The sequence below is a fragment of the Lactiplantibacillus sp. 3062 genome, assembly GCF_055413545.1.
The window spans coordinates 273,635-295,934 of the sequence record NZ_JBVAYE010000001.1 but is presented as its reverse complement, the minus strand read 5'-3'; the positions used below and the strand labels follow the sequence as shown (position 1 = coordinate 295,934).

Below are 22,300 nucleotides of genomic sequence, written 5' to 3'. Positions count from 1 at the left end.
TTTATTTTGCCATATAGGCGTCTTTGAAGTTATAGTTGGTACCAGAAGTGTTATAAATCAGGCCCTTTAACTTAGGGTTGACCATCTGTGCCAGCGTTGTTTGAGTTAATGGTGCAACGCCTTCATCCGTCCCAATAATTTTTTCAGCTTTGCCTAGAGCAGTCCAGCGTACTGTCGGATCAGTTGATTGCTCGGCCTGCTTGACAGCAGCGTCATAATCAGCATTTTTCCACTTACCAAAGTTGTAATCATTCGTGGAAGTGAGAATGCCTAGGTCAGAGATGGGGTCGGCGAAGTCAGCTTGCCAGCCAGAAATAGCGAGTTGGAAATTACCCGATGTTTCACGTGCAAGTCGGTTTTTGAATGGCAAGGTAATATCGGTAATCTTCAAACCGGGTAGTTCCTTTTCTAGCTGTCCCTGAACATATTCGGCCGTCTCTTTGGTTTGGTCAATATTATCGTGCGTAAGCGTTAAGGTTAATGACTTTTTGCCGGTTTCTTTTAATCCTTCTGCCCACAGTTTCTTGGCCTTAGCGGTGTCTTGAGTTATCGCCGCACTAACTGCATTTTCAGTAGCGAAATCTTCACCAGTCGTTGGATCGGTTGCGAGCCCGGTGGTGACAAAGCCCTTTGGAACTGCTGAGCCATCCGCTAGTACGTCCGTGACAAGTTGGTGCCGGTCAATAGTTAAGGACATCGCTTGCCGGAGCTTGGCATTAGCTAGCGCGGGCACCTTTTTCTGATTAAACTCGAGGTAGTTCAGACGGGATGTCTTACGGAGCACTAACTTGGGATTATTCTTTTCGTTTTTGACTTGTTCGCCGCTCAGGGTGGCCATGTCGAGTTTGTTGCTCTGGAATAAGTTGAATCCGGTCGTGGTTGACTTAACGACTTGGTCATTGATCTTTTCTAAGTAAACGTGTTTTTTATCCCAATATTTAGGATTGCGGTTCAGGGACCATGTCGTATTAGTGCCTTTCCAGCCCTTCATGGTAAACGGCCCATCGTAGACCATCTTGGTGGCCGTTGTCCCATAGTCCTTGCCGTATTTCTGTACGGCGTGTTGGTTCTGCGGGAAGAAGATGGCAAAGCCCATTAGGAGTTTAAAATAAGCCATGGGTTTATCAAGTGTCACGGTTAGCTTGTATTTACCGTCAGCTTTAATTCCTAAACTATTGGCTTTAGCTTTACCATTGGTGATTTGGTCGGCATTCTTGATACCAGAATAAAGATAAGCATATTGCGAAGCGGTCTTGGGATCGATGGTTCGCCGCCAACTATAAACGAAATCTTGAGCGGTTACGGGATCGCCGTTGCTCCACTTGGCGTCTTTGCGCAATGTGAACGTATAAGTTTTTTTATCTTTGGAAATGACAGTATGGGTCGCAATGCCCGGTGTGATTTTATTATTATTGCCAATACGGTAGAGGCCCTCCATCGTGTTATTGATCATATTGGCACTGATCGAATCGGTGACTAGCGAAGTATCCAAAGTCGTTAGTTCGGAGCCATTTTCTGACCAGTTCAAGACTTGCTTTTGTGCCATTCCCGCGCGTAAGTTCCCCGCATTATCTGACTTGGACTGACCTTGACTACAGGCAGCTAACAAAAGGCCGGTCGATGCGGCCGCAGTAGCAGTTGTCAACATTACTTTCCATTTCATAGTAAAACTTCCCCCCAACTTGAATGGTCACGAGAATACATTAAAGCAAGATCAAAATCAATGTTTTGATTCTAATAATTAAAGTAATTAACAGCCGCAAAATGTGTCAAGGAACACAAAAAAAGTACCGTAGTTTGTTGCTACGATACCTTTTATTGTGCGATTTAAGGGTAGTTTGACGTGAGGCGATGCTAGTTAGGTCACCTTATTTGGCCATATAGGCACTCTTGAAGTTATAGTTAATGCCCGCCGTGTTGTAGACTAGGCCTTTCAGCTTAGGGTTGACCATTTGTGCGATGACGTTTTGTGAGAGCGGTGCGACCCCTTGATCCGTCGCCATCGTCTTTTCAGCGGTTGCGAGAGCTTGCCAACGCTTCGTTGTACTGGTTGTACTATTTGCTGTGTTGATAGCACTATCGAAAGTCTTGTTGGTCCACTTACCAAAGTTGTAATCGTTAGTTGATGTCATGATACCGAGGTCTGAAACTGGATCAGCAAAGTCGGCTTGCCATGCGGAGATGACCAGCTGGAAATTACCCGCAATTTCTCGGGAAATTCTCGTCTTATAAGGAACGGTGACACTTTGCACTTTAAGTCCCGGTAACTCCTTTTCCAATTGTCCCTGAACGTATTCAGCGAGGGCCTTCATCTGATCTGTATCGTCATGAGTTAACGTTAAGGTAACCGACTTCTTGCCGGTTTCTTTTAGTCCTTGTTTCCAGAGCTTTTTAGCTTTGGTGGTGTCCTGAGTAACAGCTGATTTAACCGTATTTTCGGTGGCAAAGTCCTTACCAGTCGTTGGATCAGTAGCAAGTCCGGTCGTAACAAAGCCCTTTGGAGTGACGGAACCATCGCCGAGGACATCGTTGACCAACTGCTTACGATTCAAAGTCAGTGACATTGCTTGACGAATCTTCTTATTGGCGAGTAACTTCACCTTCTTTTGATTGAATTCCAAGTAATTTAGACGTGAAGACTTACGGATGACCAGTTTGTTATTATTCTTTTCGTTCTTGACTTGTTGTCCAGATAACGTTGCCATGTCGAGCTTATTACTCTGGAAGAGGTTAAAGGCTGTCGTCGTCGACTTCACGACTTGGTCTTTGATCTTAGTTAAGTAAACGTGTTTTTTATCCCAGTAATTAGGATTGCGCTTAAGTGTCCAGGTTGAGTTGGTCCCTTTCCAACCAGTCATCTTGAATGGCCCGTTGTAAACCATCTTGCTGGAACTGGTCCCGTAGTCCTTTCCGTATTTTTCCACCGCGTGCTGGTTTTGCGGGAAGAAGACCACGAAACCCATCAATAATTTGAAATACTGCATGGGCTTTTCAAGTTTGACGGTCAGCTTATACTTACCATCGGCCTTGATGCCCAAGGTACTAGTCTTGGCTTTGCCGCTGACGATTTTGTCAGCATTTTTGATACCGGAATATAAGTAGGCGTATTGGGAAGCCGTCTTCGGATTAACTGTACGACGCCAGCCATACACAAAGTCTTGTGCGGTCACTTGATCGCCATTACTCCATTTGGCATTTTTACGCAGGGTAAAAGTATAAGTCTTTTTATCTTTGGACACGGTCGTTTTAGTGGCAATACCTGGTGTGACCTTACTGTTTTTACCTAATCGATACAAACCTTCTTGCGAATTACTGATCATCGTCCCGCTGATAACATCAGTGGCTAAGGACGGGTCAAGGGTGGTCAAATCCTGGCCGTTTTCCGACCAATTGAGGACTTGAGTCTTGGCCATTTTGGCCGTTGTGTTGCCGGCATTGCTTGAACTGGATGAGGACTGACCACAGCCGACGAGTAAAACGCCGGTCGTTGCCGTTAACGTGGCAACTGTGGCAAATAATTTCCATTGCATATATGTACCCCCTGCTTCAAATGATTATGATATGTAGATGAGAATACATTAAAATTAGATTAAATACAATATTATTTTTTTAATCATTAATATTATTAAGCAAATAAAGCCAGTACGACTCGTTAAGAATCGTACTGGCTTAATTAAGAAAACTAACGTTGCCATTGCATCGTATATTCTGGTTGCTGGGTTGCTTGGTCACTAGCCTGATCAATGACACGGAAACCGTGATAGTGATAAAAGGCAATGGCTGGGCGATTAGCAACATAGACGTTTAATTGTAATTGATGATGGTCAGCTTGGGCAGTCGCCAATAGCGCCGTCCCCAGACCTTGATGTTGAGCATCATTGCAAATGAAAATTCCGGCAATGTAATCGTTTTGTAAGCCTATAAAGCCCAGAATATAAGCTTCAGGTCCGTCGGTCAGTCCGACGATGAGTTCGGCTGATTGTAATGCTTCACGTACTAAGGGGGCTTGTTGACGCCAGTAGTCGGCACTGACAAAGTCATGGGCCGTTAAATTACCACTTAACCAGATTGTCATTAACTGATCGAGTTGGTGAGTTGTCGGGTGTTGTAAGTGTTCAATCTTCATTCGACGCTACCCCGTTTTAATAGTCGAACGCGACTCACTGCCGGAATTTTAGACAGTTCAGCTATTAGGTCGGCTTGTTGTGGCTGCTGTAGGTCGTCGACGTCAATGATGGTGTAAGCAATCTGGTGCTTAGCGGCGTTAGCCATGGTAGTGATGTTGAGGTTGGCCGCTGCTAGTTTGGCCGTGATTTGACTCACCATGTTAGGCACATTTTCGTGAATGACTGTAAAGCGGTAAGCCGCGTTGAACGGGACGTTTAAGTCTGGCAGATTGCTGGCCGCATGAACGTTACCGGTTTCCAAATAAGTCATGATAGTGCGCGCAGCTTGTGTGGCACCGTTGATTTCAGCCTCGATAGTCGAGCCGCCGATATGGGGTGTCACGGTAACCGCGGATTGGTTGGCAAGCTGGGGTTCGCCAAAATCGGTGTAGTAGTGGGCAACTTGTCCCGTGGCTAACGCATTCATGACGGCAGTATTGTCAACGATGCCCAGCCGTGAATAATTAAATAATTGAACGCCTGTTGGCATGGCGGCTAACGCATCTTTATTAATCAGATGAAGTGTGTCGGCATTTTTAGGAACGTGGACGGTGACAAAATCAGCTTGTTTGACTGCATCTGGCAGCGTGGCCGCTCGCTGGACTTGTTTGGCAATGTTCCAAGCGGCATCTGCAGATAGATAGGGGTCGTAACCAATTACATTCATGCCTAGACTCAATGCTGCATTGGCAACGAGAGCGCCAACATGGCCGAGTCCGATGACGGCCAAGGTCTTACCCGTTAATTCAATACCATTAAATTGCGTCTTGTCGTGTTCTGTGCGTTGAGAAATATCAGCTTCTGTATGCTGGGCCGAATAGGTCGTTGCAGCTATTAGATTACGGGATGCCATAATGAGCAGGCCGATGATGAGTTCCTTAACGGCATTAGCGTTACTTCCCGGGGTGTTGAAAACTGCAGTCCCGTTGGCGGTTGCCTGATCGATAGGAATGTTGTTAACGCCGGCACCAGCGCGCACAATGACTTTCAACGATGACGGTAATGTCTCGGTATGTAGGTTGACCGAGCGAATTAAGTAAGCATCCGGATGCTCAGATTGATTGAGCGTGTAATCAGCAGTAAACGTGTTGAGGCCGGCTGGGGCGATGGCGTTATAGGTTTTAACTTGATACATAAATATCCTCCTTGATTAACGATGGTGTGCTTCAAAAGCGGCTAGATAGTCAACTAATGCCTGAACACCGGCTAACGGCATGGCGTTATAGAGGCTGGCACGCATACCGCCAACTAAGCGGTGACCCTTTAGGTTTAATAACCCGTGCTCACGGGCGCCTTGAATGACTGCGGCATCGAGGTCGGCCTGACCTGTGACGAATGGAACGTTCATGGTCGAACGGTCGCTGGTCTTGACTGGATTAGTAAATAGTTGTGACTGGTCTAAGAAATCATAGAGTAAGGCGGCTTTAGCGTGATTGCGAGCAGTCATTGTGCTGAGCCCGCCTTGGGCCTTTAGCCACTTGAGTACGAGACCCGCGGCGTAAATAGCAAAAACAGGCGGCGTGTTGAACATCGAATCTTTAGCCGCGAATAGCTGGTAATCCAGCATGCTTGGCAGGTTGGCGACTTGACCAATTAAATCATCACGGACAATGACGATTGTCAAACCAGCGGGACCCAGATTCTTCTGAGCACCAGCAAAGATGAGCCCAAAATCGCTGACTTGGTAAGGTTCACCTAAAAAGTTTGATGACATGTCGGCTACCAGTGGTACTTGACCCGTAACTGGCAGGCGCGTCATCATGGTTCCTTCAATAGTATTATTAGTTGTAAGATGAATATAATCGAGGGATTGATCGATGGGCTGGACGACCGTTGGCAGTTGGTTAAAATGGTTGGCAGCGCTACTCCCCAGTATCGTGACTTTAGTACCGACCCGTTTAGCTTCATCGGCGGCGCGTTGTGCCCAGTGACCGCTGTCAAGCAACCCGATACGATGATGAGGCGCCAGATTTAGTGGCGCAGCTGTGAACTGTAGCGTGCCCCCGCCTTGAAAGAAGAGCACGTGATAGTTGTCAGGAATGGCCATTAAATCGCGAAGATCTTGTTCGGCATCTTGAAGGACTTGCGCAAATAAATCGGAGCGATGCGAGATCTCTAAAATGCTCATGCCGGAGTCTCGAAATGATGGTAGCTCCGCTTGAATTTGAGTGATGACTGGTTGTGGTAGAACGGCTGGCCCAGCAGAAAAATTATAAATTGGCATGAAAAATCCTCGCTTTCAGTAGTTTAATCAAGGTAATAAAAAAGTCCTCGCAGTCGGTTTCGACTACCAGGACGGATAATAACGAGATTAAGCAATTCCACCTGGTAGCGAATGTCTTAGCATCCGTGCTCAGGCTGATTTGCGTACGCAAAATTAGGCCGACACAGATGGGTGTGTAGACCAGGAGGAACTGATATGATGATTGATAGGATTAGTTAGAACCATCAGTTGGACACTCCTTCGTTAAACTGGTGTTGGCACCAGTCAGTTAATTGCGTTGGTATTAATTTAGCAAGCACGTAACTATTTGTCAAGCTAGATAATGAGAAAAGACTGTGGCACAATTAGTATTATTAATAATAATTTAATCTTGGAGGCGCACGATGACAACCTTTTACGTGGTACGACATGGACAAACAGTGGCCAACGCCCAAAATTTAAAACAAGGCACGATTAATACAGCCGTCACGCATTTGAATTCGGTTGGCAAGCAGCAAGCGCAAACGTTGCACGATACGTTTGACATTAGCTTCGCGGATCGGTTGATTTGTAGCCCGCTTGACCGGACCCAGGCCACGGCGGCGATTTTGAATCAAGGCCGGCAACTACCTGTTAGCCAGGACGAGCGGTTATTGGAAATTTCATACGGCCAGTGGGATGGACAGGATAATGATCAGTTGCTAGCGGCCTATCCGCAGTACTTTGATCCACTTTTACAGGACGTTTTGCCAAGCTACGTGGAGGTTGCGACGGATGGCGAGACTTTTGAGCACGTGCAACAACGGGTAGCAGCATTTTTGAAGACAACAGCACAAGCCCATCCAGACGAGCAGATCATTGTCGTGACCCATGGCTTTACCGTCAAAGCCATGGCCTTAGCGATACTAAAGCCGACCGATCCGATGAGCTTACCGGAACCAGCTAATACGAGCGTCACTAAAGTAATGGTGGATGCTGTCCATGGTCGCCAATATTTAGCATATTATAACCGCCTACCTCAATTCTGACGCGCAATGACTTAACGAACGGGCGATTCCGGGCTACAATAGATGGTGGTTTGAAATAGCCACGCACTGTTGAACCTTATTTCAAATCAAAGTCTAATTAGGCAGCAACAGCAGACATCACATATAAACTCCTAAGTGAGGTGGTCCTAGCATTTGGCGAGGATCGCCTTTTTGTATCCGCTTAAGCGTTTGATCAGTACCAATATTACAGGCGCGGTATAATATAAATAGTATTCAAAAATTAGATGAGGTGAGTAATGATGACATATTCAGCAGCATCAACGCGCTATGACGAATTACCGATTCGACGCGTGGGTAAGACGGGGCTACAGTTACCCGTTGTCTCGTTAGGGCTATGGCGAAATTTTGGGGATGAAGCGCCGTTTGCCAATTCACGAAAAGTGGTTCTAGATGCCTTTGATCATGGCGTTTTTAGCTTTGATTTAGCAAATAATTATGGACCATCGAAGGGATCGGCAGAGCGGACGTTCGGACAAATTATGCAACGAGATTTAAAGCCGTATCGTGATGAGCTCGTCATCACGACTAAAGCCGGATATCCGGCCTGGTCAGGGCCGTATGGGGCTTTCGGCTCACGCAAAACGTTGATCAGTTCATTGGATCGTAGTCTTAAGCAAATGCATTTAGATTACGTCGACATTTTCTACTCACATCGTCCAGACCCTAACATCGATTTGTATGAAACTGCCGCGGCCCTTGACCAGTTGGTTCGTCAGGGGAAGGCGTTGTATGTCGGAATTTCAAATTATGACCGCGACCAAACAGCAACGATGGTTAAGTATTTTAATGAGATGCACACGCCGTTTACGGTTAATCAGTACTCATATAACATGTTGAATCAACAGGCTCAAACAACGGGCCTGATTGACTATCTCGGCCAGCATAATGCGGGCTTGGTGGCATATGGTCCATTAGCTGAAGGATTATTGACGCAGCGCTACTTACAAGGAATTCCAGCCGATTTTCCGATTCATCGAACGAATAAATATTTATTTGATCAGGGGACTGCAGCCGTTGTCAATCAGTTGAATGCCCTGAACAGAATCGCTGAGCAACGGGGACAAACCTTGGCCCAAATGGCTTTGGCTTGGCTACTACGGTCACAGGTCGTCACGAGCGTCATCATTGGTACGACCAATGTCGACCACTTGCACGCTAATCTTGAAGCAACGCACAATTTAACCTTTAGTGATGATGAAGTAAAAGCTATTACCGCGATTCTAAAGTAAATTGCATTAAAGGCCACTCCCCCAATATGCCGGGGAGTGGCCTTTTTATTAGCGCGTCCTGTTTATTAAGGTCAAAAATAGCTCACTCTTAGGCTCGTTAGGTAGACTCCTGTTCTTCAGCAATAATCGCCCTATTTCCGACCTCCGGGGCGGAGCGACAATTGCTGGAACGTAAACCGACATCGATTTGAGCCCGAACCCGCCCAGTCTCAAATACGAGACTTATTCTAAGCTGGCGGCTTTTGAATTTAATGACGGTCATGTTTTGAACTGAGCCATAGCCGTGCGCTAACTTCAACTGACCGAATCCGGGCAATTTTAAAATAATTTGGGCGAATGTTCGGTAACCTCGGTAGTTAACGGCATAATTAGTTAGCTGGTGAAATTACTGATTGGTACAAGTGACCGGTTTATCAACGTCATCAAAATGTAATAGTTTTTATCGAACGTACGTTCTAAAAATGTGCTATGATGGAGCTACTATTTCGATGAGGTGATCTAATGGAACAGCTGAAACCAATTGAAGCGTCGTTATTGCAAGCTTATGAGTTAAACTGCGTGGTTCGGTTAACTTTAAGTGATGGTCATCAGCCGAGTGGCTTAATTGCGGCTGTGGACGACCAGCAGCTTTTTTTGAATCAACAAGCGGGAGTCGTTAAGCCGATTGCGTTGAGTGACGTAACCGCCATTGATTTTCTTAAACAGTCTTGGTGGCAGCGGTAATCCTAAAGGTCGTATTTCGCTATGATTTCGTGACGACGGAATTCGGTAATAGCAGTAATCAATTCAAGTGGTAGGGGCTGATCCAGCGGAAACTGGATGGCCCCTTTGCTTGTTTTATAGGTGATTAATTGATCATGAAAAGTCTCAATTGCACTTGACGTTGGGTACAAGCCAAAGTGATGTTTGAATAAAGCAAAATGGATGACGTTTTCGTGCCAATAGAAGGTCGGCATCTGGTACTTTCACTGCTCTTGCGCCTCTGGTAAGACCGTTGCAATGGTTTGCTGTAAGGCTATTAATTGCGATTGATAGGCTTGTGGTGTGTTAGCAATATAGGCCTCAATCGGCGTCATGGTGAATATCTTCCTGGTCACGTAATTCAGCGGCTAAAGTAGCATCAGGGACAACGGTGATCGTGCGTGCAGGACCACTAAAGGTGACAAGCCCAGCCTTAGCACCCTTGGGTTTACGCATCTGGCCAACGGTGAGCACATCAACAGGTACGCGGTTCATCTGACGACCCTTACTGTAATAGGCCGTCAGTACGGCCGCTTCCTGCAAGGTTTGTTCACTCGGATGATTACTGTGAATAACCACGTGTGAACCGGGAATTTCACCACCCGCGTGCATCCAGTAGTAATCTTTACGGGCCGTCAATGTTAGGTGGTCGTTTTGAAGACTATTTTTACCAACTTCAACCAGCACGTGGTCGTGCGTGTAAAAGCGGCGGGGATGGGCGGGTGTTGGGGCCTTAGATGAGTGTAAAACGTGGGTATGAATCGCGCCCGCAGCAATCAGTGTTTGCTTAAGCGCGGCGACCGCTTGTGGATCATTAGGGTCGAAAGCTGCTTGAGTTGCTAATTGCTGGTATAGTTCGGTCTTGGCCGTCGCCAAATTTTGTTGAACGGTCGCTTGACCGCGTTTGCTTTTGTGATAACGATGAAAATAATCCTCGGCATTTTCAATAATTGATTTTTTAATATCGAGTTTAATACTGAGTTGGTGGCCTTGATAGTCGGGCAATTCGACGAAATGATGGTGCCCCTCAATCTGGCTAGCATACGTCTTCAATAACGTGCCCTTGAGTTGTAAATCACTGACATCAGGCAGGTGGTCTAATGCTTTAGTTAATGATTCGATTTGTTTACGCGTGTGGTGAATTAAGTGCGCTAATCCAGTTTGGACTAGGTCGACATCGGTTGTGGTCGTCATTAATGGGTTCCTCTAATCTGTAAAAGTTAACGTCTTAATAATAACATGTTCTGGTTAGTTAACAGTGGAAGATTGGGACTAGCGAATGAATTAAGATGTCAAATGACACGATTGAAAAAAGTTGAGCAATTTTCAGAAAAGTTCGGTATTCTATTACATGGGAGTTGATTGAGAAATGCAAAAAACATTAATTATTAACGCAGGTAGTTCATCATTGAAATGGCAATTATTTGCTATGCCTGCTGAAACGGTGGTTGCTAGTGGTCTCGTTGAACGGATTAGTATGCCCGGTTCAATTTTCACCATCAAGTATGGTGACCATCAAAAGTTTGAAACGACAGTCGATAATTTAGATCAAAATCATGCGGCGCAGATGTTATTGGCTGAATTACAGCGATTAGCAATTATTGACTCATTAACGGAAATTACGGCAGTTGCTCACCGAGTCGTTGCGGGTGGCGAAACGTTCAAGCAAGCAGTTGAAGTGACGCCAGCGGTACTCGAGGCCATTAAGGGGCTTAGTGACTTTGCACCATTGCATAATCCGATGGAGGCACGTGGTATTGAGACGATGGCTCAGGCTTTACCGACCGTTAAACAGTACGCGGTATTTGATAGTCAATTCTTTACCGATTTACCAGAAATGAATGCAATTTACAGTTTGCCATATGAATTGACCCAAAAATACCATATTCGCCGTTACGGTGAACATGGTATCTCGCATGGTTACTTAACCGGTCGGGCTGCAGAACTGCTGGCTAAGCCGAAAGATGACCTCAACCTGGTGACGTTACACTTAGGTAGTGGTGCGTCATTAGCTGCCGTAAAAAATGGCCGGGCCTTCGACACATCGATGGGCTTTACGCCATTAACGGGTGTCACAATGGGAACGCGCGCGGGTGACGTTGATCCGGCCGTATTGCCATTTCTCATGAAAGCTTTAAAGATCGATGATCCGAATGAAATCATGATGATGCTTAACAATCAGTCTGGGTTGTTAGGAATCTCAGGAATTTCACCAGATATGCGTGAAATCCGTGCGCAAGAAGCCACGAATCCCCAAGCCCAACTAGCTGTTGAAATTTTTGTCAATCGGATTGTTAAGTATGCCGGTAGCTATTTGACAGAATTAAAACGGGCGGATGCGCTGATTTTTGCGGGCGGCATTGGCGAGCATAATGCGACCTTGCGCCAGCAAATTATTGATGAACTGAGCATCTTTGGTGTGACCCTGGATCCGAAATTAAATGAAGCGGGTCAAGAAGGACTCATCAGTGGCGCAGATTCCAAGATTAAAGTGATGTTGATCCCAACTAACGAAGAATTAGCGATGGTGCGACAAGTTGCGGCGTTGCAAAATTAAGCTTCTCTTAATTTACGACTGCAATCAGTCTGCCGCTGCATAGCGCGTGCTATACTAACTGGCAAGGTACCCATGATGGGACTTGTAAGGAGGGAAGCTCTCTTCGCAGAGCGCATAGATGATCGGTTTATTGATTGCTTTAGTAATTGGTTTATGGTTGCTCAAAGTTATCTTTAAAATTGGTTTTAAAATTATCGGTTGGGTGTTCATGATTGTGATTGGGTTGTTTTTATTTAAAATCGCATTATGGTTAGGCCTGATCGTCGTGGCGATTGCCGGCGTTGCATTATTCGGAAATGCCACCACGTAATTTGAAAGATAAAGATGAGCGTTGTTAAAACTAGTGTCATCGGCACGCTAGCCGTAAAGGCGGCTTGTTGGAACTAAATAGTCATTGAACAAAAACAGGAAATCTCAGTTAGTTTTGTGAGACTTCCTGTTTTTTGAGTTAGATTAAAGTTCCGAGATAAACCATGACTAGGCCACCGACGAGACTCAAGCCAAAGTATTCCAAGGCGACCCGTTGATGGTGGTTACGGCCGAGCAACACGAGTTCGTTGATCATTGTTGAAAAAGTCGTATAGCCACCCATAATCCCAGTTCCTAGAAAAATCTGCCAATTGGGCGGTAATGAGCTGGTTAAAATCCAACCGAGCAATAAAGCGCCGGTTAGATTGATAAATAACGTGGCAATTGGTAACGGCCATCGATTGAGAGGTAGTGCTAAGCGCATGATGCCGTAACGACTTAAGGCCCCTACAGCTGCGCCGGCACCGGCCAATCCGACTAGGACTAACATTAAAATTCCTCCTTTGGTAGCCAATAGGTGCTAAGGAAGTTTCCAGCTAGCCCCGCTAGCAAACCCAACCCTAAGCTAGCAGCGACATAACTTAAAGCTAAAACGCTATGACCACTTTGAAACGATTGTAGCGTTTCAAAAGTGAAGGTGGAAAAAGTAGTAAAGCTACCAACGAACCCGACACTCATACCGATAACAATATCTTCAGAGACGGGTAACCGCGCTGGTAACAAGTTAGTAATCAGGCTAAGAACAAATGCTCCCACAATATTAATCAGACACGTTATCCAGAAATGCTGTGGCCAAGTGACGAGCAAACTAAGCCCCTCCCGGAGACCACCACCTAGCATTGCGAAGCCGGTAATTGCAATGATCTTTTTCAAGCTGACACCTGCTTTCTGAAAGTAATTTTAGTTTACTGAAAAAACTTTTAAAAAACAATGGTTCTTGCAAATTGAAATTAAACATGCTAATCTACAAAGTAACTTATAAAACACGAGGTATTCAGCCAATGCGCAACTAATTAATTCTAGTAACTGAACAGAGCCATGCCTAGCATAGGGGTGGACTGTCCGTTTTGGGATTAATTAGGGTGCTGGTGGAATCAATTGCCAGCGTTCTCATTTTGAGGACGCTTTTTTGTGCCATAAATTAGTCCCTGCAACTAAGGGGATGCTTATTAATGACAATGATTAATTTAAAAAATATTCAAAAAGATATGGCGGGACGGCCACTATTTACAATTGACCGGTTAGTCGCCAATGCCGGGGATAAAATCAGCGTGGTTGGCCGGAACGGTGCTGGTAAATCAACACTGGCCCATTTACTGACGGGTACTGATCGTGATTATACGGGGCAAATTATGGTGGACGAGCCAGTCAGCTATGTCGCCCAAATCGCACCGACTTTTGACCAAAGTGGTGGTCAAGCTATGCTAACCAGAATTCGGCAGGCTTTGAGCGCCCGGCCAACAATTTTAATTCTAGATGAACCGTCATCTAATTTGGATGAAACACATCAGCAATGGCTTATTAATCAGTTACAACGTTTTCGTGGGTTGCTGTTGTTGATTTCACATGATCGGCAATTATTAAATGCTGTGACGACACAGACTTGGGCGGTTGAACACCAAAAATTCACCGCATATGCAGGCAATTACGCATATTATCAGACGGTAAAAGCGCAGCAACTCGCAACTCAGGAAGCCGCGTATCAGCGCCAAAACACTCATCAGCGTGAGTTACTAGCAGCGCAGCGTCAACGTAATGAAAAAGCCCAGCGGATTCGAAAAGGCAATCGGCGAATGTCGCAAGTAGAGCGTGCCAAGACGAAAACGACTAGGGAAGCTACTGCGGCCAAGATGGAACGAACGGCTAAACGCATGGTCGCCCGAGGACAACGGGAACCGCAAGTTGCTAAGCCCTTTACGACTTCAGGCTTTAAGTTAGTCGCGACAGATTTTCCGACGTTTACAGGTAAGACCGTGGTAACTGGTCTTAATGTCACATTGGCTGAATATGGAAAAACGTTGTTAGCACACGCTGACTTTCAAATCAGGCCACATGATCGGGTCGCTATCGTGGGGCCCAACGGTAGCGGTAAGACCACATTACTGCGTGCAATTTTAGGTGGCCGGGTGTCAGGATTACGATTGGCTCCGGCGGCACGAGTCGGAGTATTCAACCAAGATATGACAGTGCTCGACGGTAAACAGTCAGTGTGGCAAACGGTGCGGCAAGTCAGTCAGCTACCGGATCAAACGATCCGTAACGTCATGGGCGCGTTGGGCCTGCCAGCACGATTTTATCCGCAACTAGTATCGGCGTTAAGTGGTGGTGAACTAGTTAAATTACAGCTAATTTGTATTTTAGTCGGTCAATATAACGTTTTAATGTTAGATGAACCAACCAATTATTTGGATGTGGACGCGCTGGATGCGTTGGCCGATTACTTACAAAATTATCCTGGAACCGTAATTTTTGTTTCACATGATGAACCGTTTCGCCAGGCCGTTGCTACTCGGGTGTTGCAATTCGAGACGCACCAATTAGTTGATCCTGACAAAGTTGTTAAAGCGCCGCAACCGGTAGAAGCTGACTTAGCAGTACTTCAGTTCAAGTATGATCAATTAATGGCAGACCCGACGTCTTCTACAGCTGCTATTCAGGCGTTACGGCAACAAATTGATCGGCTGAAAGCATGAATTAAGGTCAACTTGTTATTGTTGTGTCCCGACCTAAGTGGGGAATATTACCCAAAAACAGGTTTTCTCATAATTGAGAAAACCTGTTTTAATTTAGTGTTTATTCAGTGAATGAGACCACTAGCGCCACGGAATGACGAAGGCGCCGACTTGTAAAAGCAAGACGCCGCTAATCACAATGGTCCAATCCAACTTAGTCAGTGGAATCTGACGATAGTGAGTGCGGGGTGCATCTTCGACAAAGCCATGGGAGCGCATGGCCCGGGCAAGGTTCTGCGACCAATTGATAGAGACCAAAATTGCTTTAAAGTAGAGCTGTGGCGACCAGAAGGACAGGACCTGCCCACGCATCAGACCAGCAGCCCGAATCACTTGAACTTCGTGCTGAATCCGTGGTACCAAGTTATACGCGGCGAGGACGCCATATGAAAATTTGGCGGGTAAATGCCAGTTTTGCTCAAGCGAATCGGTTAATTGTAAGACGTCAGTCGTGAGCGTAAAAGTAGCGCCCGTAAAAACAAACGCATAGATTCGTGTGAACAGGACCCAGGCCATCAAAGTCTTGTCACCGCTACCGTTAATGTACTGGGTACTCCAAAGTCCAATTGCTGGTAGCAACGGAATGAGTAGCAACCACCCTAATGTTCGAAGCCGAGTTCGGTGACCGAGCAGGTAAATCAGTGCCAGAATAATCAGTGCCACGTTCAAACTTACAATTGTCGTGAATGAAATTTCTAGCGCAATGATGAGTAGTAATAATAATTTCATGCTAGGATTCATGATCGCACCACCCAATCTAAATGGTGATTTTCAAAGTGTAGCTGATAGTCAATCAATGGCATCAGGCCGGTTAACTGGTGACTAATAATAATCAGCGTCTGCTTAGTTGCCGCTTGGGTGGTCTGTAATAACGCGACCAGGGCATTGATCGAATGCAAATCTAGCCCTTTTAAGGGTTCATCCATGAGTAGAACTGGTGACTGCATGATTAACATGAGCAGAATTTGTAGTTTCTTTTTCTGTCCCTCACTCAAAGTATAGATGACTTGTTCATCACGACCGGATAAGTTGAGTTGCACTAAGGCCGTTTGAATACGGTCTGCGGTAAAGTAGTCGCCATACGCATAGCGTTTACTTTGAGCCAGTTCTTCAGCGACCGTGATGTTTAAAAACTGGGTCTCAGCGTCCTGAAAAAGCAAGGCGACGTGGCGAGCATAGCGTTTGCGTTTTAGCTTGTCGATAGGTGTCCCTTCGTAACGAATTTCGCCAGTATAAGGGTGCAGACGGACGAGGGCTTCAAATAACGTGGATTTACCGCTACCGTTAGGACCCGTGATCAGCGTATTGTGTTGTGCTAACAATTGACGCGTTGTCGGTACTAATAGTTGACGATCACCTGCCTGTAAAGTGACGTGATCAAGTTGAAAACAAGGGCGTTCAACGCGTTGCGGTGCTGACCATGACCGTTGTGGCTGCTCAGTAAAGGCTGCAAATAACTCAGACCAGGTGGTGCGATCAATGAGCTGTAAGTGCTGGTCCTTGATTTGGACGACTTGATCGACGAGCTGTTCGTAACCTGTTAGGTCATGATCCGCCAAGATGATTGTCTTCCCATGTTGATTGCGTAGTTCCACGAGTCGGTCTAACAAGACGGCTCGTGCGGTCGGATCGACACTGGCAAAGGGCTCATCTAGTAGGATGACATCGCTATCCATAGCGACAATGATTGCAAGGGCCACTTTCTGTTTCTCGCCACCGGATAAATGATTTAATAGTCGTGACTGTAAATTTCGGATACCAACAAAGTCAAGCGCACTAAGTAAGCGGGCCGGTATTTGGTCACGGGGCACTTGTAAGTTCTCAAGTGCGAAAATTAGTTCATTTTCAACGGTATCCATGGCAAACTGCTGATTAGGATTCTGAAACATCATGGCAACGTGCTGAGCGCGCTGATTAGCGGTGCTAGCAGTTAATGACTGACCATCAAAGGTAATGGTGCCGTAATCTGGAGTCAGGGGTAGTAAGCCTGCAATCAGCTTTAGGAGCGTCGACTTACCTGTTCCCGATGGCCCTGTCAATAGGATGAAGCTTTGCCGTGGTAGTGTTAGGTTAACGCGATCCAGAATGGGTGTCGACGCCTGTGGATAGGTGTAAGTTAAATTATTCAGCGCGATACTAGCCATTCGAGAAAGCCTCCATTTTATAAAGTGTATTAATGCGTTGATTTTAAAACATGACTGCGATCAAGTAGGTCCGTGATGGTTTTAGTTAACAGACCCCCGAAAACAAACATCGAAATAAAGCGAACGACCACGTATAAAATCAAGAGCCATAGCTGTAATTTATAGTAACCATTACGGGCAAGGTCCCAGCCAAAGGTGACCACAGTAGTTGTTGCGGCCGCAGCCGTTAAGCCTAACCAGTCATAGTGTTTGTAGCCAGTGACGATATAACCTAGTTCGGCCCCAAATCCTTGCACGACACCAGAAATCAATGTGGTGATTCCCCATTGACCACCGAAAAACATTTCGACGGTTGCTGCGAGGAGCTCACCTAGCGTTGCCGAACCCTTTAGTCGAATGAGGTAGCCAGCTAACATGCCGGGCATGCACCATAAGCCAAGTAGTAGTTCATTAGCCAGACCGCTTAGACCAAATGGTGTCAGGGCCGCACTTAAAATGTTATAAACAAAATTAGTCCCCATAAAGATGGCACCAAAGAAAATACCAATTAGTGCCAGTAAAATAATATCGTTCAAGTACCATGATTTAACCCATTTCATTGTTAAATCCTCCCAAAAGTAGTTTGTCATTCACGCATCCAAGCGACAAAAAACGCCTACCACGATTATCGGTGGCAGGCGGCTAAGTCTGAATTGATGGTTCCCCAAATAAAAGCATTGCTCCCTGCGCTGGCATTGTCCAGATTCAGGTTCAATGGGTATTATCTCAGCCGTGATGGCACCCCAGTTGCTATGAATGATACGTTTAGTGTAACGGATAATGACATTCAGTGCAATCAATTTTCCGGAAACTAAAGCAAAGTATGATGAAAAGTCACAATTTTGTGGTTTACTATGGATAAAGCAATGTATTTGGTTAATATTCTTAGGAGGGATCTCGATGGCAGAATCAGTGTATGATTTTACAGAAACTGAGATGAGTGGTGCGCCACTTGACTTGTCACAATATCGCGGTCAGGTCTTGCTAATCGTGAATACGGCTAGCAACTGTGGCCTGGCGCCACAGTTTAAAGGATTAGAAGAACTTTATCAGAAGTATCAGCAGGAGGGCCTAGTGGTCTTGGGATTGCCATCCAATCAATTTCATCAAGAAAAGGCGGATGACGATGAGACCCATGACTATTGTCAACGGCACTACGGGGTAACGTTTCCCATGACCAAACGGGTGATGGTTAATGGTGATGACGCTGATCCGTTATTTACTTACCTCAAACAGGCGGCGGGACATGGTCGAATCAAGTGGAATTTCACAAAATTCCTGATTGGTCGTGATGGCCGTGTGCTCGAACGCTATGCCCCAACGACACGGCCGGCAACATTTGAAGCAGCGATTCGTGATGCCTTGGCTGATCGTTCAGAAGATTAACGATAAATTTAACAATGATCGTTTAATTTAAAAGAAAGAAGTGGCTTAAGTTGGAAACTTATACGTTACGTGATGGTTTAACAGTACCTAAAATTGGCTTTGGAACATATAAACTGAATGGTGCTCATGGTGTGCAAGTGATCGACTCAGCGATTGATCGCGGCTACCGATTATTAGATACGGCCTTTAACTATGAAAATGAAGGTGCTGTTGGTGAAGCGGTTCGGCGTTCGTCAGTACCGCGTTCGGAACTCTTGATTTCATCAAAACTTCCTGGTCGCCACCACACCTACACGGAAGCTATCAATACGATTCAAGAATCATTATATCGAGCTGGCCTGGATTATTATGATTTATATCTAATTCATTGGCCTAACCCTAAGGAAGATCATTATGTTGAAGCTTGGCAGGCACTGATTGATGCCCAGAAGTTAGGCTTGATTCGTTCGATTGGGGTCTCAAATTTCTTACCAGAACATTTAGAACGATTAAACAAAGAAACGGGTGTTTTACCCGTCATTAATCAGGTCGAATTACATCCGTACTTTAACCAGCAGGCACAACGGGATTATGATCAAGCACACGGTATTTTGACGCAAGATTGGAGTCCCCTTGGCCGGGCCAGTGAGATGCTTCAAAATGAGACGCTCAAAGAGATTGCAGTGCACTACCATAAAAATGTTGGTCAGTTGATTTTACGGTGGGAACTACAGTTAGGGACCTTGCCGATTCCAAAGTCGTCAACGCCGAGCCGTCAAGCAGGTAATATGGACGTGTTTGATTTTGAAATCAGTGCAGCTGATATGGCAACAATTAATGGTTTGAGCCAAGTGGATGGTCGCTTGAATAATCAAGATCCAGCAGTGTACCAAGAATTTTAATTTGAATGATATAAAAAGATAGCGACGTTGTGATGATAACTCGTCGCTATCTTTTTATGGGCAACTGCTTGTTGATGATTGGTTTGTGATATCAGCGTAATCGCAATACATGGTGCAGTAGCGATTGGCTGTTTTCATCTTGAAAGGTCGTGGTAGTATGACAAATACGTTTCCCACACTAGGAAAGGTTTTCAGCCGTGGTCACTCTACCTGTTCGGTTTGCTTTCTTGCAAATCATTTTGAGCATCGCACTAGCGATGTATCAGGTATGGAACTCCAGAAACAAAAAATAGCCACCCCAAAACTTTGGCCGGTATTGGGTGACTGTTCTTTGATTATCTAAATTTAAAGCCAACTGCTCTTAGAGCGGGCCTTGATTCAAGTCGGTATTAACGTACCGGCTTTTTTACTGCCTTTATTTTAGCACGTATACGCTTCAGAAAGTGTATTTTTGATTCAAAAAAATAAAGATAAGCTTCCGATCGATTGGCATAACTATTTTATTACGCGCGCTTAACCGCGATTACCTTAACTTGATAAGCCCCGTTCGGTGCGTTCACAGTGACCACATCGTCAACAGTATGATTAGCGAGCGCTTGACCGATGGGAGATGTGAATGAGATTTTTTGTTGTTCGAGATTGGCTTCCTGTTTTCCAACTAATTGATAGGTGATTTGGTCATGATCATCCAGAAATTCGATGGTCACGAATTTACCGATATCGAGTTGATTGTTGTCAGCTGGTTGAACGATTTGGGCGTATTGCAACTGCTTGTTGAGATAACGCAGGCGGCTTTCTAAGCGACCTAAGTCCCGTTTGGCACTACTATATTCGGCATTCTCAGAACGGTCACCTAGTGCCGCAGCCGCAGCCAGAATTCTGATTCGCTCGGGCCGTTGTTGCTTTAAGTCTTCAATTTCCTGTTCGATGGCATGGTAACCAGTCGCAGTCATTTTGTTAAAAGTTGGTTCCATAGCAAAAACCTCGTGTCCGTTGAATTTCTGGGAATAGTTTACCGCAAATGTGATTAGAATGGTACCGTCTAGGTGATATCTGATGTTAATCACGATCGCGCAGGTGGTTGCTATACAGCATGATACCGCTAGTGACGGTGGTCAGGGCGATACCAGCGATCAGACTAATGAACGGCTGATTTATCGCAATCAGGAAGTAGAATAGGGCGGTGAAACCGATTAGTTCAATGAGTGCCCACAGGCCAAGGTAGCGCCATAACCGTTTGGGTTTGTCTTCTATTGGGGTGCTGACATTAACAGACAAAATGATCATGGTAAAAACGGCAATCATCAGGACAATATACAACGGATTGTCGTACGTAAAGGCTTTCTGAAGATTGTTTTTTTGCCAGCCTTGCCAAAATAAAATCAGTAAGATAGCACTATTTTCAATTAACAACGTGGTACGGATGTTCTTGAAATTTTGTAAAATTAAACGTTCGTCACGAATCTTTTTCATGGCAGGGATCTCCTAACTGGGTTCGACCCAAAAGACAGTATCGAGTGTTTGGTTGAGTGCGTGACAGAGGTTGAGGCAGAGTTTCAGTGATGGGTTATAGGTGCCCTTTTCAATCAAACTCAGGGTTTGACGGGTGATGCCAGTCTTGCTGGCGAGTTCTTTTTGTGAGAATCCGGCCATTAACCGGTATTGCTTGACATGATTCGCGGTTAACATCTCCCTTTATGTAATATATATCTTCCATACAAAGCTAATTTTAGCAGTTACCAATTGCAATGTAAATGTTGGATAGTTTGATTGAAATGTGAACAAATAAATGGTTGGCGTAGAGGTATGAGCGCAAAAAAATAGCCAATGACTTTGCAGCCTTGGCTAGTCGTGGAATTTCTCACGTTCCACGGAGTTACGAACATGTTAAGTATAGGCAAAATTATCGAAAAATACAATTAATTTATTAAAGGAGTTTGGCTTGACAGTTTAACAATGATAACGATTGCAAAAAATAAAAGTGAAATATTTCAGACAAACCTCTTGAATTTTAGTCTAGACCAATATACAATTGGACTATACCAAACAAAGAGGGAGTCAGTTAATTATGAAAGTTATCGTAGTAAAGGATCAAGCTGCCGGCGGAAAAGAAGGTTTCAAAGTATTTAAGAATGCTTTAGACAATGGTGCGAAAGTATTTGGGTTGGCAACTGGTTCGACACCCGTTACAACTTACAAAGAAATCGTTAATAGTGACTTAGATTTCAGTGACTGCACATCCGTTAACTTGGATGAATACGTTGGGATTGCACCAGACAACGACCAAAGTTATAAATACTTCATGCAAACTCATTTATTCAATGACAAGCCATTTAAGGAATCATTCTTGCCAAACGGTTTAGCTTCAGATCCAGAAGCTGAAGTTAAGCGTTACGACAAAGTGATTGACGAACACCCAATTGACTTACAAATCTTAGGGATTGGCCGTAATGGTCACATTGGTTTTAACGAACCAGGTACTCCTCGCGATATTACGACGCACGTGGTTGATTTAACTGAATCAACGATTGAAGCTAACGCGCGGTTCTTCGCCAGCGAAAATGATGTTCCTAAGCAAGCCTTCTCAATGGGCTTAGCTTCCATCATGAAGAGCAAGCACTTATTGCTCGAAGCATTCGGCGAAAACAAGGCTGATGCGGTCAAGGGTATGATTGAAGGCCCAGATACCCCTGAATTACCAGCAAGTATCTTGCAAAACCATCCAGACGTTACCGTTATCATTGACGAAGCGGCTGCTAGCAAGTTAAGCAAGAAGTATTAATTTTAATTAAGTTAAAAATGAACTGAAAGCCGTGCTTCATAACGATTGCGTTGTGAAGCACGGCTTTTTAATTGTGTCGGTC

The 22,300-nt window shown here is 45.1% G+C and carries 23 protein-coding genes, 1 pseudogene and 1 riboswitch; of the genes and pseudogenes, 9 read left to right on the top strand and 15 right to left on the bottom strand.

Translation table 11 applies throughout. The features are described 5' to 3' along the window. Window position 1: 1 nt before the first annotated feature. The 5 genes from ACWQAU_RS01365 to serC all read right to left on the bottom strand — a co-directional run bounded on the left by ACWQAU_RS01365 (window position 2) and on the right by serC (window position 6,390). On the bottom strand, window positions 2-1,663 hold the full coding sequence (locus tag ACWQAU_RS01365) for a peptide ABC transporter substrate-binding protein (RefSeq protein ID WP_027821560.1): 1,662 nt from the start codon (window positions 1,661-1,663) through the stop codon (window positions 2-4). A 205-nt stretch (window positions 1,664-1,868) separates the two neighbouring features. Then, window positions 1,869-3,530 (bottom strand): peptide ABC transporter substrate-binding protein, encoded by a 1,662-nt coding sequence (locus ACWQAU_RS01360; RefSeq protein WP_011100915.1) that lies wholly within the window; start codon window positions 3,528-3,530, stop codon window positions 1,869-1,871. Between the two features lie 152 nt (window positions 3,531-3,682). After that, window positions 3,683-4,126: a GNAT family N-acetyltransferase gene (locus ACWQAU_RS01355; protein ID WP_003641794.1), complete on the bottom strand. Its 444-nt coding sequence runs from the start codon at window positions 4,124-4,126 to the stop codon at window positions 3,683-3,685. Then, a complete protein-coding gene (locus tag ACWQAU_RS01350; protein ID WP_027821559.1) occupies window positions 4,123-5,301 on the bottom strand; it encodes a phosphoglycerate dehydrogenase in 1,179 nt (392 codons plus the stop codon). Before ACWQAU_RS01350 ends, ACWQAU_RS01355 begins: the two co-directional genes overlap by 4 nt. A gap of 15 nt (window positions 5,302-5,316) precedes the next feature. Next, window positions 5,317-6,390, bottom strand: a complete 1,074-nt coding sequence (gene serC, locus ACWQAU_RS01345; protein ID WP_003641796.1) for a 3-phosphoserine/phosphohydroxythreonine transaminase — start codon at window positions 6,388-6,390, stop codon at window positions 5,317-5,319. A gap of 383 nt (window positions 6,391-6,773) precedes the next feature. Here serC and ACWQAU_RS01340 point away from each other — a divergent pair, with 383 nt between their 5' ends. The 3 genes from ACWQAU_RS01340 (at window position 6,774) to ACWQAU_RS01330 (ending at window position 9,370) form a co-directional block, all read left to right on the top strand. Then, window positions 6,774-7,397, top strand: coding sequence for a histidine phosphatase family protein (locus ACWQAU_RS01340; RefSeq protein ID WP_003646364.1), 624 nt, complete (start codon window positions 6,774-6,776; stop codon window positions 7,395-7,397). Between the two features lie 260 nt (window positions 7,398-7,657). After that, entirely contained in the window at window positions 7,658-8,647 is a 990-nt protein-coding gene (locus tag ACWQAU_RS01335) for an aldo/keto reductase (RefSeq protein WP_003643690.1), read from the top strand. 501 nt (window positions 8,648-9,148) lie between these two features. Beyond that, window positions 9,149-9,370 (top strand): hypothetical protein, encoded by a 222-nt coding sequence (locus tag ACWQAU_RS01330; RefSeq protein WP_003641799.1) that lies wholly within the window; start codon window positions 9,149-9,151, stop codon window positions 9,368-9,370. Window positions 9,371-9,372: 2 nt separating this feature from the next. On the opposite strand, the pseudogene ACWQAU_RS01325 reads toward ACWQAU_RS01330, so the two are convergent. Next, window positions 9,373-9,723, bottom strand: a pseudogene (locus ACWQAU_RS01325) (iron chaperone). Beyond that, window positions 9,710-10,582, bottom strand: coding sequence for an NFACT RNA binding domain-containing protein (locus ACWQAU_RS01320; protein WP_027821558.1), 873 nt, complete (start codon window positions 10,580-10,582; stop codon window positions 9,710-9,712). The pseudogene ACWQAU_RS01325 and the gene ACWQAU_RS01320 overlap by 14 nt, the downstream one beginning before the upstream one ends. Window positions 10,583-10,757: 175 nt before the next feature. Here ACWQAU_RS01320 and ACWQAU_RS01315 point away from each other — a divergent pair, with 175 nt between their 5' ends. Both ACWQAU_RS01315 and ACWQAU_RS01310 read left to right on the top strand, forming a co-directional pair. Next, complete coding sequence (locus tag ACWQAU_RS01315; protein WP_003641803.1) at window positions 10,758-11,945, top strand: acetate/propionate family kinase; 1,188 nt, start codon at window positions 10,758-10,760, stop codon at window positions 11,943-11,945. A 118-nt stretch (window positions 11,946-12,063) separates the two neighbouring features. Continuing rightward, the gene (locus ACWQAU_RS01310) at window positions 12,064-12,255 is read left to right on the top strand and encodes a hypothetical protein (RefSeq protein WP_003641804.1); all 192 of its coding nucleotides are present in this window, start codon (window positions 12,064-12,066) and stop codon (window positions 12,253-12,255) included. Between the two features lie 138 nt (window positions 12,256-12,393). Here ACWQAU_RS01310 and ACWQAU_RS01305 read toward each other — a convergent pair whose 3' ends face one another. Together ACWQAU_RS01305 and ACWQAU_RS01300 are read right to left on the bottom strand one after the other, a co-directional pair. Further along, window positions 12,394-12,744 carry a fluoride efflux transporter FluC gene (locus ACWQAU_RS01305; RefSeq protein ID WP_027821557.1) on the bottom strand — a complete coding sequence of 117 codons (351 nt, stop codon included), beginning with the start codon at window positions 12,742-12,744 and terminating at the stop codon, window positions 12,394-12,396. Further along, complete coding sequence (locus ACWQAU_RS01300) at window positions 12,744-13,127, bottom strand: CrcB family protein (protein ID WP_003641806.1); 384 nt, start codon at window positions 13,125-13,127, stop codon at window positions 12,744-12,746. The genes ACWQAU_RS01305 and ACWQAU_RS01300 overlap by 1 nt, the downstream gene beginning before the upstream one ends. Window positions 13,128-13,426: 299 nt before the next feature. On the opposite strand from ACWQAU_RS01300, the gene ACWQAU_RS01295 reads away from it, so the two are divergent. Further along, window positions 13,427-14,947: an ABC-F family ATP-binding cassette domain-containing protein gene (locus ACWQAU_RS01295; RefSeq protein WP_027821556.1), complete on the top strand. Its 1,521-nt coding sequence runs from the start codon at window positions 13,427-13,429 to the stop codon at window positions 14,945-14,947. A 120-nt stretch (window positions 14,948-15,067) separates the two neighbouring features. On the opposite strand, the gene ACWQAU_RS01290 is transcribed toward ACWQAU_RS01295, so the two are convergent. Genes ACWQAU_RS01290 through ACWQAU_RS01280 form a run of 3 tightly spaced genes read right to left on the bottom strand, consistent with a single transcriptional unit; the run spans window position 15,068 to window position 17,729 of the window. Beyond that, window positions 15,068-15,727 (bottom strand): energy-coupling factor transporter transmembrane component T family protein, encoded by a 660-nt coding sequence (locus tag ACWQAU_RS01290; protein WP_024002169.1) that lies wholly within the window; start codon window positions 15,725-15,727, stop codon window positions 15,068-15,070. Then, complete coding sequence (locus tag ACWQAU_RS01285) at window positions 15,724-17,130, bottom strand: ABC transporter ATP-binding protein (RefSeq protein WP_013355130.1); 1,407 nt, start codon at window positions 17,128-17,130, stop codon at window positions 15,724-15,726. Before ACWQAU_RS01285 ends, ACWQAU_RS01290 begins: the two co-directional genes overlap by 4 nt. Before the next feature lie 29 nt (window positions 17,131-17,159). Then, window positions 17,160-17,729, bottom strand: coding sequence for an ECF transporter S component (locus ACWQAU_RS01280; RefSeq protein ID WP_003643692.1), 570 nt, complete (start codon window positions 17,727-17,729; stop codon window positions 17,160-17,162). 102 nt (window positions 17,730-17,831) lie between these two features. Then, window positions 17,832-17,925, bottom strand: a riboswitch (TPP riboswitch). 144 nt (window positions 17,926-18,069) lie between these two features. Here ACWQAU_RS01280 and ACWQAU_RS01275 point away from each other — a divergent pair. Both ACWQAU_RS01275 and ACWQAU_RS01270 read left to right on the top strand, forming a co-directional pair. Beyond that, complete coding sequence (locus ACWQAU_RS01275) at window positions 18,070-18,555, top strand: glutathione peroxidase (RefSeq protein ID WP_003646371.1); 486 nt, start codon at window positions 18,070-18,072, stop codon at window positions 18,553-18,555. Between the two features lie 50 nt (window positions 18,556-18,605). After that, on the top strand, window positions 18,606-19,436 hold the full coding sequence (locus tag ACWQAU_RS01270) for an aldo/keto reductase (protein ID WP_003646372.1): 831 nt from the start codon (window positions 18,606-18,608) through the stop codon (window positions 19,434-19,436). 503 nt (window positions 19,437-19,939) lie between these two features. Here ACWQAU_RS01270 and greA read toward each other — a convergent pair. The 3 genes from greA to ACWQAU_RS01255 form a co-directional block, all read right to left on the bottom strand. Beyond that, window positions 19,940-20,410 carry a transcription elongation factor GreA gene (gene greA, locus ACWQAU_RS01265; RefSeq protein WP_013355131.1) on the bottom strand — a complete coding sequence of 157 codons (471 nt, stop codon included), beginning with the start codon at window positions 20,408-20,410 and terminating at the stop codon, window positions 19,940-19,942. 85 nt (window positions 20,411-20,495) lie between these two features. After that, entirely contained in the window at window positions 20,496-20,909 is a 414-nt protein-coding gene (locus ACWQAU_RS01260; RefSeq protein ID WP_027821555.1) for a hypothetical protein, read from the bottom strand. Window positions 20,910-20,921: 12 nt separating this feature from the next. Next, window positions 20,922-21,125 (bottom strand): helix-turn-helix transcriptional regulator, encoded by a 204-nt coding sequence (locus ACWQAU_RS01255; RefSeq protein WP_003641816.1) that lies wholly within the window; start codon window positions 21,123-21,125, stop codon window positions 20,922-20,924. 379 nt (window positions 21,126-21,504) lie between these two features. On the opposite strand from ACWQAU_RS01255, the gene ACWQAU_RS01250 reads away from it, so the two are divergent. Then, the gene (locus ACWQAU_RS01250; protein ID WP_003641817.1) at window positions 21,505-22,218 is read left to right on the top strand and encodes a glucosamine-6-phosphate deaminase; all 714 of its coding nucleotides are present in this window, start codon (window positions 21,505-21,507) and stop codon (window positions 22,216-22,218) included. The last annotated feature ends 82 nt before the right edge of the window (window positions 22,219-22,300 follow it).

Coding starts and splice junctions, on each gene's coding strand:
- ACWQAU_RS01365 (WP_027821560.1), bottom strand. CDS start 1,663: ATGAAATGGAAAGTAATGTTGACAACTGCTACTGCGGCCGCATCGACC.
- ACWQAU_RS01320 (WP_027821558.1), bottom strand. CDS start 10,582: ATGACGACCACAACCGATGTCGACCTAGTCCAAACTGGATTAGCGCAC.
- ACWQAU_RS01255 (WP_003641816.1), bottom strand. CDS start 21,125: ATGTTAACCGCGAATCATGTCAAGCAATACCGGTTAATGGCCGGATTC.
- ACWQAU_RS01360 (WP_011100915.1), bottom strand. CDS start 3,530: ATGCAATGGAAATTATTTGCCACAGTTGCCACGTTAACGGCAACGACC.
- ACWQAU_RS01335 (WP_003643690.1), top strand. CDS start 7,658: ATGACATATTCAGCAGCATCAACGCGCTATGACGAATTACCGATTCGA.
- ACWQAU_RS01340 (WP_003646364.1), top strand. CDS start 6,774: ATGACAACCTTTTACGTGGTACGACATGGACAAACAGTGGCCAACGCC.
- ACWQAU_RS01315 (WP_003641803.1), top strand. CDS start 10,758: ATGCAAAAAACATTAATTATTAACGCAGGTAGTTCATCATTGAAATGG.
- ACWQAU_RS01355 (WP_003641794.1), bottom strand. CDS start 4,126: ATGAAGATTGAACACTTACAACACCCGACAACTCACCAACTCGATCAG.
- ACWQAU_RS01305 (WP_027821557.1), bottom strand. CDS start 12,744: ATGTTAGTCCTAGTCGGATTGGCCGGTGCCGGCGCAGCTGTAGGGGCC.
- ACWQAU_RS01280 (WP_003643692.1), bottom strand. CDS start 17,729: ATGAAATGGGTTAAATCATGGTACTTGAACGATATTATTTTACTGGCA.
- serC (WP_003641796.1), bottom strand. CDS start 6,390: ATGCCAATTTATAATTTTTCTGCTGGGCCAGCCGTTCTACCACAACCA.
- ACWQAU_RS01285 (WP_013355130.1), bottom strand. CDS start 17,130: ATGGCTAGTATCGCGCTGAATAATTTAACTTACACCTATCCACAGGCG.
- ACWQAU_RS01310 (WP_003641804.1), top strand. CDS start 12,064: ATGATCGGTTTATTGATTGCTTTAGTAATTGGTTTATGGTTGCTCAAA.
- greA (WP_013355131.1), bottom strand. CDS start 20,410: ATGGAACCAACTTTTAACAAAATGACTGCGACTGGTTACCATGCCATC.
- ACWQAU_RS01295 (WP_027821556.1), top strand. CDS start 13,427: ATGACAATGATTAATTTAAAAAATATTCAAAAAGATATGGCGGGACGG.
- ACWQAU_RS01350 (WP_027821559.1), bottom strand. CDS start 5,301: ATGTATCAAGTTAAAACCTATAACGCCATCGCCCCAGCCGGCCTCAAC.
- ACWQAU_RS01275 (WP_003646371.1), top strand. CDS start 18,070: ATGGCAGAATCAGTGTATGATTTTACAGAAACTGAGATGAGTGGTGCG.
- ACWQAU_RS01330 (WP_003641799.1), top strand. CDS start 9,149: ATGGAACAGCTGAAACCAATTGAAGCGTCGTTATTGCAAGCTTATGAG.
- ACWQAU_RS01290 (WP_024002169.1), bottom strand. CDS start 15,727: ATGAATCCTAGCATGAAATTATTATTACTACTCATCATTGCGCTAGAA.
- ACWQAU_RS01260 (WP_027821555.1), bottom strand. CDS start 20,909: ATGAAAAAGATTCGTGACGAACGTTTAATTTTACAAAATTTCAAGAAC.
- ACWQAU_RS01250 (WP_003641817.1), top strand. CDS start 21,505: ATGAAAGTTATCGTAGTAAAGGATCAAGCTGCCGGCGGAAAAGAAGGT.